Annotated in this window: 19 protein-coding genes, 1 other RNA gene and 1 pseudogene; 8 read left to right on the forward strand and 13 right to left on the reverse strand. The window is 66.9% G+C overall.

All coding sequences use genetic code 11. The features are described from left to right. The first annotated feature begins 91 nt into the window (after positions 1-91). The 3 genes from KXV01_RS19420 (at position 92) to KXV01_RS19430 (ending at position 3,097) form a co-directional block, all read left to right on the forward strand. Entirely contained in the window at positions 92-910 is an 819-nt protein-coding gene (locus KXV01_RS19420) for an NAD(P)-dependent oxidoreductase (protein WP_049439911.1), read from the forward strand. A gap of 92 nt (positions 911-1,002) precedes the next feature. Next, positions 1,003-1,995, forward strand: a complete 993-nt coding sequence (locus tag KXV01_RS19425; protein ID WP_111096659.1) for a YiiG family protein — start codon at positions 1,003-1,005, stop codon at positions 1,993-1,995. A 160-nt stretch (positions 1,996-2,155) separates the two neighbouring features. Further along, the gene (locus KXV01_RS19430) at positions 2,156-3,097 is read left to right on the forward strand and encodes a YiiG family protein (protein WP_111096660.1); all 942 of its coding nucleotides are present in this window, start codon (positions 2,156-2,158) and stop codon (positions 3,095-3,097) included. A gap of 62 nt (positions 3,098-3,159) precedes the next feature. Here KXV01_RS19430 and KXV01_RS19435 read toward each other — a convergent pair whose 3' ends face one another. Next, complete coding sequence (locus KXV01_RS19435; protein WP_049413719.1) at positions 3,160-4,032, reverse strand: ion transporter; 873 nt, start codon at positions 4,030-4,032, stop codon at positions 3,160-3,162. Positions 4,033-4,095: 63 nt separating this feature from the next. On the opposite strand from KXV01_RS19435, the gene KXV01_RS19440 reads away from it, so the two are divergent. Then, positions 4,096-5,322 (forward strand): acetylornithine transaminase, encoded by a 1,227-nt coding sequence (locus tag KXV01_RS19440; RefSeq protein ID WP_111096661.1) that lies wholly within the window; start codon positions 4,096-4,098, stop codon positions 5,320-5,322. 53 nt (positions 5,323-5,375) lie between these two features. On the opposite strand, the gene KXV01_RS19445 is transcribed toward KXV01_RS19440, so the two are convergent. Beyond that, positions 5,376-5,978, reverse strand: a complete 603-nt coding sequence (locus tag KXV01_RS19445; protein WP_099495438.1) for an HAD-IA family hydrolase — start codon at positions 5,976-5,978, stop codon at positions 5,376-5,378. A gap of 122 nt (positions 5,979-6,100) precedes the next feature. On the opposite strand from KXV01_RS19445, the gene azu reads away from it, so the two are divergent. Beyond that, positions 6,101-6,550 (forward strand): azurin, encoded by a 450-nt coding sequence (gene azu / locus KXV01_RS19450; protein ID WP_049413722.1) that lies wholly within the window; start codon positions 6,101-6,103, stop codon positions 6,548-6,550. Positions 6,551-6,624: 74 nt separating this feature from the next. On the opposite strand, the gene hemL is transcribed toward azu, so the two are convergent. After that, positions 6,625-7,914, reverse strand: coding sequence for a glutamate-1-semialdehyde 2,1-aminomutase (gene hemL / locus KXV01_RS19455; RefSeq protein WP_049417097.1), 1,290 nt, complete (start codon positions 7,912-7,914; stop codon positions 6,625-6,627). Positions 7,915-7,932: 18 nt separating this feature from the next. Next, on the reverse strand, positions 7,933-8,559 hold the full coding sequence (thiE, locus tag KXV01_RS19460; protein WP_111096662.1) for a thiamine phosphate synthase: 627 nt from the start codon (positions 8,557-8,559) through the stop codon (positions 7,933-7,935). Between the two features lie 34 nt (positions 8,560-8,593). Here thiE and KXV01_RS19465 point away from each other — a divergent pair, with 34 nt between their 5' ends. Continuing rightward, positions 8,594-8,818, forward strand: coding sequence for a rubredoxin (locus tag KXV01_RS19465; RefSeq protein WP_014038358.1), 225 nt, complete (start codon positions 8,594-8,596; stop codon positions 8,816-8,818). A 59-nt stretch (positions 8,819-8,877) separates the two neighbouring features. On the opposite strand, the gene KXV01_RS19470 is transcribed toward KXV01_RS19465, so the two are convergent. The 8 genes from KXV01_RS19470 to KXV01_RS19505 all read right to left on the reverse strand — a co-directional run bounded on the left by KXV01_RS19470 (position 8,878) and on the right by KXV01_RS19505 (position 13,009). Further along, on the reverse strand, positions 8,878-9,723 hold the full coding sequence (locus tag KXV01_RS19470; RefSeq protein ID WP_005419007.1) for a SirB1 family protein: 846 nt from the start codon (positions 9,721-9,723) through the stop codon (positions 8,878-8,880). A gap of 144 nt (positions 9,724-9,867) precedes the next feature. Continuing rightward, positions 9,868-10,311, reverse strand: coding sequence for a DUF192 domain-containing protein (locus KXV01_RS19475; RefSeq protein WP_049417099.1), 444 nt, complete (start codon positions 10,309-10,311; stop codon positions 9,868-9,870). Positions 10,312-10,332: 21 nt separating this feature from the next. Then, positions 10,333-10,980, reverse strand: a complete 648-nt coding sequence (gene rpiA, locus KXV01_RS19480; protein ID WP_014648291.1) for a ribose-5-phosphate isomerase RpiA — start codon at positions 10,978-10,980, stop codon at positions 10,333-10,335. A 22-nt stretch (positions 10,981-11,002) separates the two neighbouring features. Further along, positions 11,003-11,482, reverse strand: coding sequence for an EVE domain-containing protein (locus KXV01_RS19485; RefSeq protein ID WP_049417100.1), 480 nt, complete (start codon positions 11,480-11,482; stop codon positions 11,003-11,005). Then, the gene (locus KXV01_RS19490) at positions 11,479-12,072 is read right to left on the reverse strand and encodes a 5-formyltetrahydrofolate cyclo-ligase (protein WP_049440069.1); all 594 of its coding nucleotides are present in this window, start codon (positions 12,070-12,072) and stop codon (positions 11,479-11,481) included. Before KXV01_RS19490 ends, KXV01_RS19485 begins: the two co-directional genes overlap by 4 nt. Positions 12,073-12,155: 83 nt before the next feature. Continuing rightward, positions 12,156-12,341: non-coding RNA, 6S RNA (gene ssrS / locus KXV01_RS19495), on the reverse strand. Between the two features lie 153 nt (positions 12,342-12,494). Continuing rightward, the gene (locus tag KXV01_RS19500) at positions 12,495-12,791 is read right to left on the reverse strand and encodes a cell division protein ZapA (protein WP_049417102.1); all 297 of its coding nucleotides are present in this window, start codon (positions 12,789-12,791) and stop codon (positions 12,495-12,497) included. Then, entirely contained in the window at positions 12,788-13,009 is a 222-nt protein-coding gene (locus tag KXV01_RS19505; protein ID WP_005418996.1) for a TIGR02449 family protein, read from the reverse strand. The genes KXV01_RS19500 and KXV01_RS19505 overlap by 4 nt, the downstream gene beginning before the upstream one ends. A gap of 154 nt (positions 13,010-13,163) precedes the next feature. Here KXV01_RS19505 and KXV01_RS19510 point away from each other — a divergent pair, with 154 nt between their 5' ends. Both KXV01_RS19510 and KXV01_RS19515 read left to right on the forward strand, forming a co-directional pair. Further along, positions 13,164-13,712, forward strand: coding sequence for a UPF0149 family protein (locus KXV01_RS19510; protein ID WP_049417103.1), 549 nt, complete (start codon positions 13,164-13,166; stop codon positions 13,710-13,712). Between the two features lie 5 nt (positions 13,713-13,717). After that, positions 13,718-15,040, forward strand: a complete 1,323-nt coding sequence (locus tag KXV01_RS19515) for an aminopeptidase P N-terminal domain-containing protein (RefSeq protein ID WP_099486189.1) — start codon at positions 13,718-13,720, stop codon at positions 15,038-15,040. Between the two features lie 222 nt (positions 15,041-15,262). Here the strand turns inward: KXV01_RS19515 and KXV01_RS19520 are convergent. Beyond that, positions 15,263-15,391: pseudogene (locus KXV01_RS19520) on the reverse strand (IS110 family transposase); the annotation flags it as partial.

Genomic DNA, 15,391 nt, shown 5'->3' on the forward strand with positions numbered 1-15,391 from the left:
TTGACTGGAGGCCCAAGTATCGTCAAGGCCGGGTGAACTCCACGTCGGCGCGGCATACTAGCGGCTCATTGCATACGCTGGAGTGTGGAACGTGGGCAGTCTGCAGGGCAAAACGCTTTTCATCACTGGTGCCTCGCGTGGCATCGGCCTGGCCATCGCACTGCGCGCTGCGCGTGACGGCGCCAACGTGGCGATTGCGGCCAAGTCGGCGGTGCCGAACCCAAAGCTGCCGGGCACCATCCATACCGCAGCCGAAGCCGTTACCGCGGCCGGCGGCCAGGGGCTGGCGCTGAAGTGCGACATCCGCGAGGAAGAGCAGGTGCAGGCGGCGGTTGCCGCCACGGTCGACGCCTTTGGTGGCATCGACATCCTGGTCAACAATGCCAGCGCGATCTGGCTGCGTGGCACGCTGGATACGCCGATGAAACGCTTCGACCTGATGCAGCAGGTCAATTCGCGCGGCAGTTTCCTGTGCGCGCAGGCCTGCCTGCCGTACCTGCTGCAGGCGCCGAATCCGCACATCCTGACCCTGGCGCCGCCGCCCAGCCTGGAACCGAAGTGGTGGGGCGCGCATACCGGCTACACGCTGGCGAAGATGGGCATGAGCTTCGTCACGCTCGGCCTGGCCGCGGAATTCGGCCCGCAGGGTGTGGCGGTGAACGCGCTGTGGCCGCGCACGGTGATCGCCACCGATGCAATCAACATGATTCCGGGCGTCGATGCGGCCGGCTGCCGCACGCCGCAGATCATGGCCGATGCAGCGCACGCGGTGCTGGTGCGCGAGGCGGCGGGTTTCCACGGCCAGTTCCTGATCGACGATGAAGTGCTGGCACAGGCCGGCGTCAGCGATCTGTCCGGCTATGCCGTGGACCCGTCGCGGTCGTTGTTGCCGGATCTGTTCCTGGACTGAGTGCTACGTTGCGCAAGGGCCGAGGGCTGCGGCCCTCGGCCTGCTGCGCTAGAATGCAGGGCTGTAATCGTTTTCAACAGGGATGTGAACACATGACACGTACGCTTTCCATCGCGGCGCTGGCCGCTTCGCTATCGCTTGTCCTGGCCGCCTGCGGTGGCAAGGCCCCTGCAACCGCTGGCGACGCCGGCGCCGCAGGCACGCCGGAGGTCAACACGGTGCCGTCGGACGCACAGCAGCAGTTGACTGCGAAGCTCAACGCCTACATCGGCTGCTTCAACGCGCTTGATTCGAAGACGCACGACAGCCTCCAGTCCTACACGCGCTGGATCAAGGACGTCGAGGCCGGCCCGAGCGGGCGCGAGACACAGGTGTACGGTCCGTTCGAGATCAGCGATTACGACATGAAGCAGTGCGATGGCCCGGTGACCGAGGCGATGGCTGCCAAGCCGGCGCTGGCCGAACTCGATGCTGCTGCCAGCCATTATCAGCAGGCGCTGAAGGCGCTGGTGCCGGTCAGCAAGGAGGCGCACGACTACTATGATCGCCAGGACTACGAAGACGACCAGTTTGCCAAGGGCAAGCAGCTGCACGCGCCCTTGATGGCCGCATTCAAGGACTTCGTGGTTGCCAGCGAAACGTTCAACGCCGAGCTGGAGCGCCAGAATGACGCTGCCCAGCGCGAGCAGCTCAAGGTATTGGAACAGGCCGAGGGGCGAACGCGCGAGTACTACCGTCTGGCGATGATGCTGGAAGCCAAGGCGATCGTGGAGCTGATGAGCGAGGACGACTTTGATCCGGCCCAAGCCCGTGAACGACTCGACGCCTTCAACCGTATTTCCGACGAGGCGCATGCCAAGGTGGCCGATCAGGAGCCGGGCAAGCTGGACTGGAACAGCTTCGAGCGCGAAGCCGAGAACTTCCGTCGGGAAGGCAAGGAGCGGCTGCAGCGGGTCAGCAGCAAGACGCCCTACAGCGATTTCGAACGGCGCATGCTGGATTCGCCCTCGATGGCGCCGCGCGGTTCGGCCAGCAAGCTGATGCAGGAATACAACTCGCTGGTTTTCCAGAGCAACCGCCAGTAAGCGGGAAGCTCAGCGCGTCATTTTTGTCGCGATTGAGCAGGTTGATTGCGGCATGACACACCCCGCAGCCCCGAATGCCAGCACCTTGCCGAGGTGCTGGAGCGCGCGCTCGCGCCATGCAGGACGATGGCTGCAGTTTTCACTTGTGCAAGGAACTGATTTGAACGCATCCACACGCCTGATTCCTGTTCTCCTGCTCGGCGCGCTGGCCGGCTGCAACAACCCGGCCGGGCTGGCGGTCGCCGACCCCGGGCTGGAGAAGGTGAACGCCTACATCGAGTGCTACAACGGCGTCGAACAGCCCATCCACGAGGGTTTCCAGACCTACACGGGCTGGATGAAGGATCCCGAGGCCGGCCCGACCGGCGAGGAAGCGCAGCCGCGTTCACCCGGCAAGCTGTTGTCGCACCGGGTCGACTACTGCGGCCAGCCGGTGACCGATGCGCTGGCAAAGACCCCTGCCACGCCGCTGGATGCACCCGCACGACAGTACCAGCGGGCATTCCAGGCACTGAACACCCTGATCGAGCGTGCCGATGGGTACTTCACCCGCGAGGACTATCGTCGCGATGGTGGCGATGGGATGCGCAGCCAGCATGCCCCGCTGATGCAGGCCTATGCTGATTTCTTCAAGGCCAGCGAAGCGATGGATGAGGCGCTGGAAAAGAACGAGAACGATCGCCGCGCCGCCCAGCTGAAGCAGATCGAGGAAAGCGAAGGCCGCTCGCTGGCCTATTACCACCTGCGCCTTGTCGGCGATGGCAAGCAGCTGGCGATGGCGTTCCAGAGCGACGCGCCGGACGTTGCGGCGTTGCGCGGCCAGCTGGCCGACTATCAGGCGCTGGTGACGGAAATCCAGAACAGTGGTGTCGGCAAGGACGACCCGATGTGGGGCCATGTGCAGCGTTCGGCCGACAAGCTGGTGCGTACCGCCGGGCGCGGAGTCGAGCGCCTGGAACAGGGCAAGCCGATCACCGCCGATGCGCTGGCCGCCGAGCGCAAGGCGTCGGGCAGCTGGCTCACCACTGACCCTGAAGGCGCACAGTCGACCATTCTGGATGCCTACAACGACCTGGTGACCACCAGCAACCGCATGCGTTGAGGGCGATCCACGCAGCGCGTGGATCTACCGGGGGTAGTGCCGGCCGCTGGCCGGCATCTGCCTCAATGGCTGAATGCATCCGGCAGTTCACCGCCACATTTGCGGCAGTGCCGTGCATCCGGCTCGTGGCCTTCCAGCCCGCAGTGCGGGCAGCCGCGGGCATCCCGGCGCGCGGCCAGCTCGGCTTCGCGCATGGTGCTGGCCAGTTCGGCGGTGTAGATGCCGGTAGGCACGGCGATGATGCTGTAGCCGATCAGGATCAGCACCGAGGTGACGAAGCGGCCCAGCACGGTCTGCGGCACGATGTCGCCGAAGCCGACCGTGGCCATGGTCACCACCGCCCAGTACATGCTGGCCGGGATGTTGGTGAAGCCGTGTTCGGGGCCCTCGATCACGTACATCAGCGCGCCGGCGATGATGGTGATGGTGATCACCGTGAACAGGAACACCAGCACCTTGCGCCGGCTGCGCCACAGCGACGTCATCAGGACGCCGCTTTCCTCGATGTAGCGGGTCAGCTTGAGGATGCGGAACACCCGCAGGATGCGCAGCGCACGCACCACCAGCAGGCTCTGCGCGCCCGGGATGAACATCGACAGGTAGGCGGGCAGGATCGACAGCAGGTCGATGATGCCCCAGATGCTCACCGCGTAACGCAGCGGGCGCTTGACCACCGCCAGGCGCAGCAGGTACTCGGCGGTGAAGATGATCGTGAAGCCCCATTCCAGGATGTACAGGCCGGTGGACCATTCGGCATGCAGGTGCTGCACGCTGTCGATCATCACCACCAGGATGCTGGCAACAATCGCCACCACCAGGATCAGGTCGAAATTGCGCGAGGGCCGCGAGTCATGGCGGTAGATGATGTCGAACCACCGACGGCGCCAGCCGGTCTCGGTGGCGGGGTTGAGCTGGGGGGCGGAAAACGGTCGCATGGGCGCATTGTGCCGCAGGGGTTCCGGCGCGAGAATGGGCATTCCTGAACCCTGCCGACTGCCATGACTGCCGCGACCGATCCGCTGATCTCCCTTTCGCACTACTACCTGCCGGTCTACAAGCCCCGCCAGGTGGTGCTGGAGCGAGGGCAGGGCGCCCGCGTGTGGGACAGCCAGGGGCGTGAGTTCATCGACCTGGCCGCCGGCATCGCCGTGTGCGGCCTGGGCCACAATGATCCGGACCTGGTGGCCGCGCTGGTCGAGCAGGCCGGCAAGCTCTGGCACACCAGCAACGTTTTCTACAGCGCGCCGCCGCTGCACCTGGCCGAGGAGCTGGTGAAGGCCAGCCGCTTCGCCGAGCGCGTGTTCCTGTGCAATTCCGGCGCCGAAGCCAACGAAGTGGCGATCAAGATGGTCCGCAAGTGGGCCTCCAGCCAGGGCCGCCCGGCCGACAAGCGGGTGATCATCACCTTCCGTGGCAGCTTCCACGGCCGCACCCTGGGCGCGGTGACCGCTACGGCCCAGCCGAAGTACCAGGAAGGCTACGAGCCGCTGCCTGGCGGCTTCCGCTACATCGATTTCAACGATGAGGTACAGCTGGAAACCGCGATGGCCGCCGGCGACGTGGCGGCGGTGATGCTGGAGCCCATCCAGGGCGAGGGCGGCGTGATGCCGGCCAAGTCCGGTTTCCTCAAGTGCGTGCGCGAACTGTGCGACCAGCACAACGCACTGCTGGTGCTGGACGAGATCCAGGCCGGCATGGGCCGCACCGGCACGCTGTTCGCGCACTGGCAGGATGATGTGGTGCCGGACATGGTCACCCTGGCCAAGGCACTCGGCGGCGGCTTCCCGATCGGCGCGATGCTGGCCGGCCCGAAGGTGGCCGAGACCATGCAGTTCGGCGCGCACGGCACCACCTTCGGCGGCAACCCGCTGGCCGCTGCGGTGGCCCGCGTGGCACTGCGCAAGCTGGCCTCGGCGGAGATCGCCGCCAACGTCAGCCGCCAGTCCAAGGCGCTGCGCGATGGCTTTGCCCGCATCAACGATGAGTTCGGTGTGTTCAGCGACGTGCGTGGCCGCGGCCTGATGCTGGGCGCGGTGCTGGGCAAGGACTTCGCCGGCCAGGCCGGGGCGATCCTCGACCATGCCGCCGAGCACGGCCTGCTGACCCTGCAGGCCGGCCCGGACGTGCTGCGCTTCGTGCCGTCGCTGAACATCACCGACGAAGAAGTGGCCGAAGGCCTCACGCGCCTGCGCGCAGCGATTGCTGCGTTCATCGCCGCGCGCTGAAGCCAGGGTGCCGGGGTCGGATCCCTCTCCCGCGGAGAGGGCTCTGACCCCAATCAGCTCACCGCGTAACGCTTCAACACCTTGCCCAATCCACGGCCATCGCGCACGGTTTCCGCGTGCAGGCCGGCGGCGCGTGCGCCGCGCACATTGGCGAACAGGTCATCGACGAACAGCGTGCGCGAAGGCGCCACGCCCAGTACGTCGAGTGTGCGCAGGAATACTGCGGGCTCAGGTTTGCGCAGGCCGAAATCGGCGCTGCAGAACACGCGTCCCTGCAGTGCAGGGAACAGTTCCGGCAGCAGGGTGGGCAGCGCCTGCACCATCAGCGCGCCATTGTTGGTCAGTACCGCCAGTGGCAGCTGCAGGACCTGCAGCCGCTGCAGCACCGCGTGCTGCGGATGGCTGGCCGCCTGGCGTGCGGCGATCCAGCTGGGTACATCGACGGTCCTGCCCAGGCACGCCCCCAGCCGCGCCAGGTAGGCCGGACCCTGCAGCGTGCCGTTGTCATGCGCCGCTTCCAGTCCGCTGTCGAACAGCGCCGCCTGCACTGCGGCAGGGCTAACATCCAGTGCCTGCGCCAGGTGCAGCACGCGCTGCGCGCGCTGGTACTGCACCAGCACGCCGTCCACATCCAGCAGCAACAGGTCGATCCGCATCGGTCGAGCATGCCATTGCAGTGAGTGCGCGGGAAACCCTGGAGTGGGCATGCGACAGACGGTCGCAGACGCGGCCGCAGGGGGCTGCCTAGAATGGTGCTTGAACCGCAGGAGAGGCAACGATGAAGGCTTGGTGGGTGGCAGTGGGACTGGGCGCGCTGATGCTGGCGCCGTCGGCGATGGCGCGGGTGTGTGCGGTGAGCATCGACAGCACCGACCAGATGAGCTTCAGCAGTCGCGAGATCAAGGTCGCCGCTGATTGCACCGCCGTGGATCTGACCCTGCGCCATACCGGCAAGCTGGCCGCTACCGCGATGGGCCATAACTGGGTGCTGACCCGCACGGCCGATTACCAGCCGGTGGCACTGGCGGGCATGCGCATGACCCTGGCCGACAGCTACCTGCCGAAGGCCGACAAGCGCGTGCTGGCGCACACCAAAGTGATTGGTGGTGGCGAGACCACGCGCGTGCGCTTTTCCACCCAGGGCCTGCAGAAGGGCGGCGACTACACCTTCTTCTGCTCGTTCCCCGGCCACTTCGCGATGATGAAGGGCAAGTTCGTCTTCGGTTAGAAAAAAAAAAGGGACGGAGGGGATTAAGTCGTTTGTGCACAAACGACTTAATCCCCTCCGTCCCCTTTTTGCGATCAGCCCTTGGTGGCCTTGAACGCCACGCGTGCAGCGGCGAGGGTGGCCTCGATCACCGCATCGTCGTGCGCGCTGGACAGGAAACCGGCCTCATACGCCGACGGTGCCAGGAACACGCCCTGGTCCAGCATCGCGTGGAAGAAGCGGTTGAACGCCGGAATATCACAGGCCGTGGCCTGCGCATAGGTCTCCACCTTTTCGTCGGTGAAGAACAGACCGAACATCGCGCCCACGCGGGTGGTGGTCACCGCCACGCCAGCTTCGGCGGCGGCCGCTTCCAGGCCGGCGCACAGGCGTGCGGTGCGTTCGGCCAGGTCGTCGTGGAAACCCGGCTGCTGGATCAGTTCCAGCATCGCCAGGCCAGCGGCCATCGCCACCGGGTTGCCGCTCAGCGTGCCAGCCTGGTAGATCGGGCCGGCCGGGGCGATCTGCTGCATCAGCTCGCGGCGACCGCCGTACGCACCCACCGGCATGCCGCCGCCGATGATCTTGCCGAACGTGGTCAGGTCCGGGGTGATGCCGTAGTGCGCCTGCGCACCGCCGAGGGCGACGCGGAAGCCGGTCATCACTTCGTCGAAGATCAGCAGCGCGCCGTGTTTCGTACACAGTTCGCGCAGGTGCTGCAGGTAGCCCTCGCGCGGCGGGATGCAGTTGGCGTTGCCGACCACCGGTTCGATGATCAGGCCGGCGATGTCATCGCCCTGCTGCTCGAACAGCGCAGTGGCCGCTTCGAAGTCGTTGTAGGGCAGGGTCAGGGTCAGTTCGCTCAGCCCGGCCGGGACGCCCGGCGAGGTCGGCACGCCCAGGGTCAGCATGCCGCTGCCGGCCTTGACCAGGAACGAGTCGCCGTGGCCGTGATAGCAGCCTTCGAACTTGACGATGCGGTTGCGGCCGGTGGCGCCACGCGCCAGGCGGATCGCCGACAGGGTGGCCTCGGTGCCGGAGTTGACCATGCGCACCATCTCGCACGAGGGCACCAGGCGGGTGATGGTCTCGGCCATGGTCACCTCGGCCGCGCATGGCGCGCCGAACGACAGGCCGTTGTCGATCGCCTTCTTCACCGCCTGGCGTACCGCCGGGTGGTTGTGGCCGACGATCATCGGGCCCCAGGAGCCGACGTAGTCGATGTAGCGGTTGCCGTCGACGTCGTACAGGTAGGCGCCGTCGGCGCGCTCGACGAAGAACGGTTCGCCGCCGACCGACTTGAACGCGCGCACCGGCGAATTGACGCCGCCCGGCAACAGCTGCTGGGCGCGGGAGAACAGGGCGTGGGACTGGTCGTGGTTCATGGGGGAATATCCTGGGCGTTACGCGAACTGGGCGAGGAAGGCGCGCTGGGTCGCGACCGGATCTTCGGCGGCGAACACGCTGCTGACCACGGCGACCAGATCGGCACCGGCGTCGATGATGGGACCGACATTGTCCGGCGTCAGCCCGCCGATCGCCACCCGTGGCACGCCCAGTGCGGCGCTTTGCCGCAGCAGGTCGGCATGGGCGCGGCTGGTGGTGATCTTGGTGGTGGTCGGGAAAAACGCGCCGAAGGCCACGTAGCTGGCGCCGGCGGCCACGGCCCTCTCGGCATTGGCCAGCTGGTCATAGCAGGAGGCGCCGATGATGGCCTCGGGGCCGAGCAGGGCGCGCGCGCTGGGGATGTCGCCGTCGGTGCCGCCCAGGTGCACGCCCGCCGCGCCCACGGCCTTGGCCAGCGCCGGGTCATCGTTGACGATCAGCGGCACGCCGTGGTCCGCACACAGTGCCTGCAGCGCGGTGGCCTGCTCCCGCCGCAGCGCGTCGCTTGCGGTCTTGTTGCGGTACTGCAGCCAGGTGGCGCCGGCGGCCAGCAAGGGTGCGGTACGGGCCAGCAGGCGTGCGGTATCGGGCTCGTCCGGGGTGATCAGGTAGACGCCGCGGGGCGCCGGGGAAGCAGAAATCATCGATGGCTACCGGTGAGTGGACCGCGATGGGACAATGGCGGCCCGTGAATCCAGTCCTGATTATCCGATGAGCGACGCCACCCCCACCACCTTGCGCACCTGGATGTGCGTGGTCTGCGGCTTCCTGTACAGCGAAGCGGAAGGCTTGCCGGAGGAAGGCATCGCGCCAGGGACGCGCTGGGAGGACATTCCCGAGACCTGGACCTGCCCGGATTGCGGGGTGACCAAGGCCGATTTCGAGATGGTCGAGGTCGATTGACTGGAGGGCCATCCGGCCCATCCGGTGGGTGTGGACCGTTGGTCCACACACCGACTCCCTCAATGCAGCCGCGGCATCGGCCCGCCGAGGTCGATCAGCTTCTCGCGCAGCCACTGCGCATCGCTGGCTTCCGGGTTGCGCTTCAGGTACTGGCCCAGATCGTGGCGGGCACCGGCCAAGTACTCCAGCTGCAGATAGGCCAGGCCGCGGTCGCGCAGCGCATCGTCCTGCTCCGGGGCCAGCTTCAGCAGGCGGTCGGCACTGCGCGCGGCGCGGTCCCACTCGCCGGCTTCGGCATACACGCCGTGCAGGTTGCGCAGCATGCGCATCAGGATCGCGCGCGCGGGCGCCGGGTCGAGGATCTGCGCCAGCACCTGGTCGTCGGGCATCTGCCCGCCCAGGTGTGACTTGGCCCGCTCGCGCAGTTCGTCCACGTCCAGCGGTCGGCCACCGTTGAACGGGTCCATCACCAGCACGCCGTCGTCCACCGGCAGGCGCACCAGGAAGTGGCCGGGGAAGGACACGCCATCGAGCGGAATACCCAGCCGGCGCGCGACTTCCATCTGCACCAGCGCCAGCGAGATCGGGTTGCCCAGGCGGCGCTCGAATACCTGGTTGAGGTAGCTGTTGCGCGGGTCGTAGTACTCGTCGTGGTCGCCGCTGTAGCCCAGCTCGTCGAACAGGTGGCGGTTGATCGCCGCCATCTTCAGCGGGCTGTTGTCGATGCTCTCCACTTCCGAGCGGAGGTGCTCGACATGGCTCTGGATCAGCGCGTCGTAGGTGGACGGCTGCAGATCGGGGTATTCATCGCGCGCGATCAGCAGCGCGGTCGGCAACAGTGGCAGCGCCTCGTCTTCGAGGTCGGCCAAGGCATCCCAGTCGGGGAGTGTGATCCGGTCCTGCATGGCCACAGACTGGCGTCATTCGCAGGCGGATTCAAGCGGTGTCGCGTGAAAAATTCAGGGGTCAGATGCCTTTCGCGAGCGAATGGGATCTGACCCCTGTGGGGTTGCCGGCCAGCGGCCGGCACTACCGCGGGCAGAACCCTGTTACTCGATGCCCGGGCCGAATTTCAGCTCCGTGCCGTCCTTGAGCTGCAGCTTCTCGGCCTGGCCGGCGTTGAGTTCCAGTACATAACGCGCCGGGCCGCCGCTGGGATAGGGCGGGCACATGTCGCCGGCCGAGCACGGCGGTACGTCGCGCTGCTGGCTGACCAGCCTGCGCTGGCTGTCGAAGTAAAGGATGTCCAGCGCGATCCTGGTGTTCTTCATCCAGTACGCCTGCATTTCCTCGCGGTCGTGGATGAACAGCATGCCGTGGTCGGCCGCCATCTGGTCGCGGAACATCAGCCCGCGCGCGCGGGTTTCATCGTTGGTGGCCAGCTCGACCTGGTAGCGGGCGCCGTCCAGCTCGACCCAATGGCGGGCCGCGTCGGTGGCGCAGCCGGCCAGGGCCAGCAGCGGAAGCATCAGCAGCGAACGCAACAGCGACATCGTCAGGCTCCTTCGGAAGGGTCAGAGCACGACCGGCGGCTCGCCGCCGACGATCACCACATCGGCGCGACGGCGCGCGAACAGGCCGACGCAGACCACGCCCGGCAGCTGGTTGAGCTCGCGCTCCAGCTTCTCGGGATCGGTGATCTGCAGGTTGTGGATGTCCAGGATCTGGTTGCCGTTGTCGGTGACCACGCCCTCGCGCCAGGTCGGCTGGCCGCCGGTCATGTCGCGGATCTGGCGGGCGACCAGGCTGCGCGCCATCGGGATCACTTCCACCGGCAGCGGGAACCTGCCCAGCACCGGCACCTGCTTGCTCGGGTCGACGATGCAGATGAAGCGCTCGCTGGCCTCGGCGATGATCTTCTCGCGGGTCAGTGCGGCGCCGCCGCCCTTGATCAGGCACTTGTTCGGGTCGCACTCGTCGGCGCCATCGACGTACAGCGACAGGTTGCCGCTGTGGTTCAGCTCGATCACCTCGATGCCGTGCTGCTTCAGGCGCGCGGTGCTCTGCTCGGAGCTGGACACGGCACCCTTGATGCGGTGCTGGATGCGGGCCAGGGCATCGATGAAATAGGCCACGGTGGAACCGGTGCCGACACCGACGATCATGCCGTCTTCGACGTACTCGATGGCTTTCTCGGCGGCCAGGCGCTTGGCTTCGGACATGGGAGAACTCTCAGGCAGGGAATCAGGATTTCTTTTCCAGCGACAGCAGCAGCTTCCACTGCGCGGCGGTCACCGGGAACACCGACAGGCGATTGCCCTTGGCAACCAGCGGGAAGCCCTCGCCCAGCTCGTCAGCGTGCAACTTGATCTCGTCCAGCGCGATCACCTGCTTGAGCTTGCGGTCGAAGGCCACGTCCACCAGCATCCAGCGCGGGTTTTCGCGTGTGCTCTTGGGGTCGTGGTAGTCGGATTCCGGGTCGAACTGGGTGTCGTCCGGGTAGGCTGGGCTGGCGACGGTGGCCAGGCCGACGATGCCGGGCACCTTGGTGTTGGAGTGGTAGAACAGGATGCCGTCGCCCACCTGCATGCCGTCGCGCATGAAATTGCGCGCCTGGTAGTTGCGCACCCCGTTCCAGGGTTCGACCTTGACCTTGGCCAGGTCATCGATGGAGAAGGCGTCCGGTTCGGACTTCATCAGCCAGTAGCGCTTGCGGGCGGTCATGCGTTCACGGGGGCAGCGGAGGGGAACAGGGTGCCGTCTTCGGTGCAGATCGCATCCACCGGCACGTCCCACGACGCCACCGGCAAGGACTCGACCTGCTGCACCGCGAACGCAGCACCGACCAGCCAGGGCGGCGCCGGCCGGTCGTGGCGGAAGGCGAAGCTGCGATCATACCAGCCGCCCCCCATGCCCAGCCGGCGGCACTGTGCGTCGAAACCCACCAATGGGGTCACGACCAGCGCCATCCGTTCCGGTTCCAGGGTGTCTTCCACGGCCACGTCCGGCTCGGGGATGCCATAGCGGTTGCTGGTCAGCGGCTGCCCGGGCCGCCATGGTGCGAAGCGCAGCATGTCGCCGGCCAGCACCGGCAGGCAGTAGGTGAGTCCTTCGGGCAGTTGCAGCTGCCAGCGGTGCAGGGCGATTTCGCCATCCAGCGCCCAGTAGCCGGCCACCGCGCCTTCGCGCGGGGCAAACGGCAGGGCGAGCAGGGCATCGGCAAGCGATTCGGCGGCGGCGATGCGCTCACCAGCGTTAAGGTCACGGCGGCGTTGCCGCAGGTCGTGGCGCAAGGCCTGGCGCGGGTCGGTCATGGCAGCGAGCGGCAAGGATCAGCCGTCATTGTGCCGGAAAGAACAAGGGCGACGCCCGAAGACGCCGCCCTTGCTGGAATATTGCATTCTCCGCAATGTCGATGCATGCGAAACGACCTTGAACCCGGGGGCTCAAGTGGGAACGCTGGAGAACCATCGGGCTTCCCGCTACAAGGCGGACCTGCACTCCCGGCGCTGTCGCGCTCCCGGTGTCGTTCTTAAGGGACAAGGCGAATGTTTGCACATGCCGTCGAGTACCGCAGAGAACGCGTGGCCATTATAGCCAGCACGCAGGATCTGGATAGGCCGTTCGTCGGCAACAGTCCGTGCCAATTCAGATACGCGAAAAGGGGACGGAGGGAATTAAGACGTTTCCAGCACGGAAGGGGCGAATGCGCCTTAATTCCCTCCGTCCCCTTTTTCTATGGGGTGCCGTCGATCGCGCGGTCCAGGCGCCGGTTCAGGTCGGCCAGGGTCTGCTGCAGCGCCACCGCCTGGCGGGCGTTCTCGTCGCGCAGCAGCTGCAGTTCGTGGGCCAGGTTCAGCGCGGCCAGCACGGCGACGCGGTCGACGGCGGCCATGCGGTTGCTGCCGCGGATCTCGCGCATGCGCGCATCGAGCAGGCGCGCAGCCGCCATCAGGCTGTCGCGTTCGTCGGCGCCGACGCCCACGGTGTATTCACGATCGAGGATGCGGACGCTGACCGGTTCGGCGCTCATGTGTGCTGCTCCAGGGATTTGAGCCGGCTGATCATCGCTTCCACCCGCGAGCGCGCCTGCTCGTTCTTGGCCAGCAGCGTCGAGCGCTCGGCCACCAGCTGTTCCTGCTGGTGGCGCAGGCTGCGGTTCTCCTCGGCCAGGCGCTGGTTGCGTTCAAGCAACGCGTCCACGCGGGCGGCAAAGTCCTGCAGCTGGGCAAGGGGATCGGCGGGTTCCATGCAGGCACCATAGGCAAGCCGGGTGAGGGCGGTCAAGCGCTGTCGCAGCAAGGCCGGACGGCCACGAGAGGATGCCGCAGGGTTGCTACACTACGGGGTCTCACGGGCGCGCGCGTGCGCACCCCGCGTTTCCTATTTCCGAACGAGCCGCACGATGACCGAACTTCCCTCCGTCGACGACGTTACCCGCGCCAGCCAGGCGCTGGGCCTGGGCGCTACCGCTGCCGAGCTGCACGGTGCGCTGTGCGGCTGGCTGGCCGCCGGCGGCGCCCCCGGCAACGATTGGCCGGCGCGCGTGCTGGCCGACGACAACCTGCCGCCGGTGGCCGCTGACAGCGTGCTGGGGCAACTGCTGCAGGCCACCATCAAGCAGCTGGAAGACCGCGACTTCGCCTTCGAACTGCTGCTCGCCGACAGCGACGACGTGTCCGCGCAGGCCGATGCCATGTTCAGCTGGACCCGCTCGTTCCTGGGCGGCTTCGGCCTAGGCAGCGGCGGCCGCCGCCCGGCCCTGTCCGAAGAGGGCGAAGAAGCGCTGACCGACATGGCCAGCCTGGCGCGTGCGTCCAGTGAGGATTTCGAGGCCGGCGGCGATGACGACGACGAAGCCCTGTCGGAGATCGAGGAGTTCATCCGCGTGGCGGTGCTGCTGCTGCACGGCGACGTGGTGCTGGCCGCGCGCCATCGGCAGCGCCTGAACTGATGGATATCAAGCAGCGCACCGGCATCGCGGCCGGCGAATACAAGCGTCGCCGCCGCCAGCTGATGGACATGGCTGGCGAGGACGCGATCCTGGTGCTGCCGGCCGCAGCCGAGAAGGTGCGCAGCCTCGATACCCATTATCCGTTCCGCCAGGATTCGGATTTCCAGTACCTGAGCGGCTTCCCGGAACCGGAGGCGGTGCTGGTGCTGATTCCGGGCCGCCGCCACGGCGAGGCCATCCTGTTCTGCCGCGAGCGCGATGCCGAGCGCGAGGCATGGGACGGCAGCCGCGCCGGCCAGGAAGGCGCGGTAGCGCAGTACGGCATGGACGATGCCTACCCGATCGATGATCTGGACGACATCCTGCCGGGCCTGCTGGAAGGGCGCTCGCGCGTCTACTACCACTTCGGCCGCGACGCCGACTTCGATCTGAAGCTGATCGGCTGGGTCAACCGCGTGCGCTCGCAGGTACGCCATGGCGCGCAGCCGCCGCACGAGTTCCTGGAACTGGGCCACCTGCTGCACGAGCAGCGCCTGTTCAAATCCGGCGCCGAAGTGGCACTGATGCACCACGCCGCACAGATCAGCGTGCGTGCGCATCTGGCGGCGATGAAGGCCGCCAGGGCCGGCATCCACGAGTACGAACTGCAGGCCGAGCTGGAACGCGTGTTCCGCGCCAGCGATGCAGTGCCTGCGTATTGCAGCATCGTCGGTGCCGGCCGCAACGGCTGCATCCTGCATTACCGGGACAACAACGCGCGGTCGCGCGATGGCGAGCTGGTGCTGATCGACGCCGGCGCCGAGTACCGCGGCTACGCCAGCGACATCACCCGCACCTTCCCGGTGAACGGCCGCTTCAGTGCCGAGCAGCGCGCGCTGCACGACCTGGTCGGCGAGGCGCAGGCGGCGGCGCTGGCCCAGGCCAAGCCGGGCGTGCCGTACGAGGCCGGTCACCTGGCCGCAGTGCAGACCTTGACCGAGGGCCTGCTGCGGCTGGGCCTGCTGAAGGGCACGCTGGAAAAGAATCTGTCCGAAGGCCTGTACCAGCGCTTCTACCGGCACAAGACCGGCCACTGGATCGGATTGGACGTGCACGATGTGGGCGATTACCGCCTGGCCGGTGATTCACGCCTTCTGGAGCCGGGCATGGCGTTCACCATCGAGCCGGGGCTGTACATCGGCGTGGACGACACGACGGTAGAACCGCGTTGGCGCGGTATCGGCATCCGCACTGAAGACGATGTGCTGATCACCGATGACGGCCATCGCGTGCTGACCGAAGGCCTGGCGCGCAGCGCCGACGAGATCGAAGCGGTGATGGCGGGGTAGGGGTTTTCGGCAGGGCTTGCAGCCCTGCACCTGCAGAGGCCACAGCAACAGCAACCGCAACAGCGGCATTCCGTGGGATGGCGGGGTACTGTGGGTTTGCGGGGCCGCCGCAAGTACGTCCGTGTAGCAACTGTGTTGATGGAGGGGCTTGGCCCCTCCAGGAGACGGGCACGGTAGTGCCGGCCGCTGGCCGGCAGCCTTTGGTCTGCGCCCTGGCTGGCCTTAGGCAGGGACCAGCCCGTTTTCAGCGTCGCGCACCCGGGCGTTGAGAATCACCAGCATTTTCCGCATCACCGCCACGATGGCTACTTTTCCTTCTTTGCCCCGGGCTCGCAGCGACTGGTAGAAATC

This window comes from Stenotrophomonas sp. Ps181, assembly GCF_025697425.1.
Taxonomy (GTDB): Bacteria; Pseudomonadota; Gammaproteobacteria; order Xanthomonadales; family Xanthomonadaceae; genus Stenotrophomonas; species Stenotrophomonas sepilia.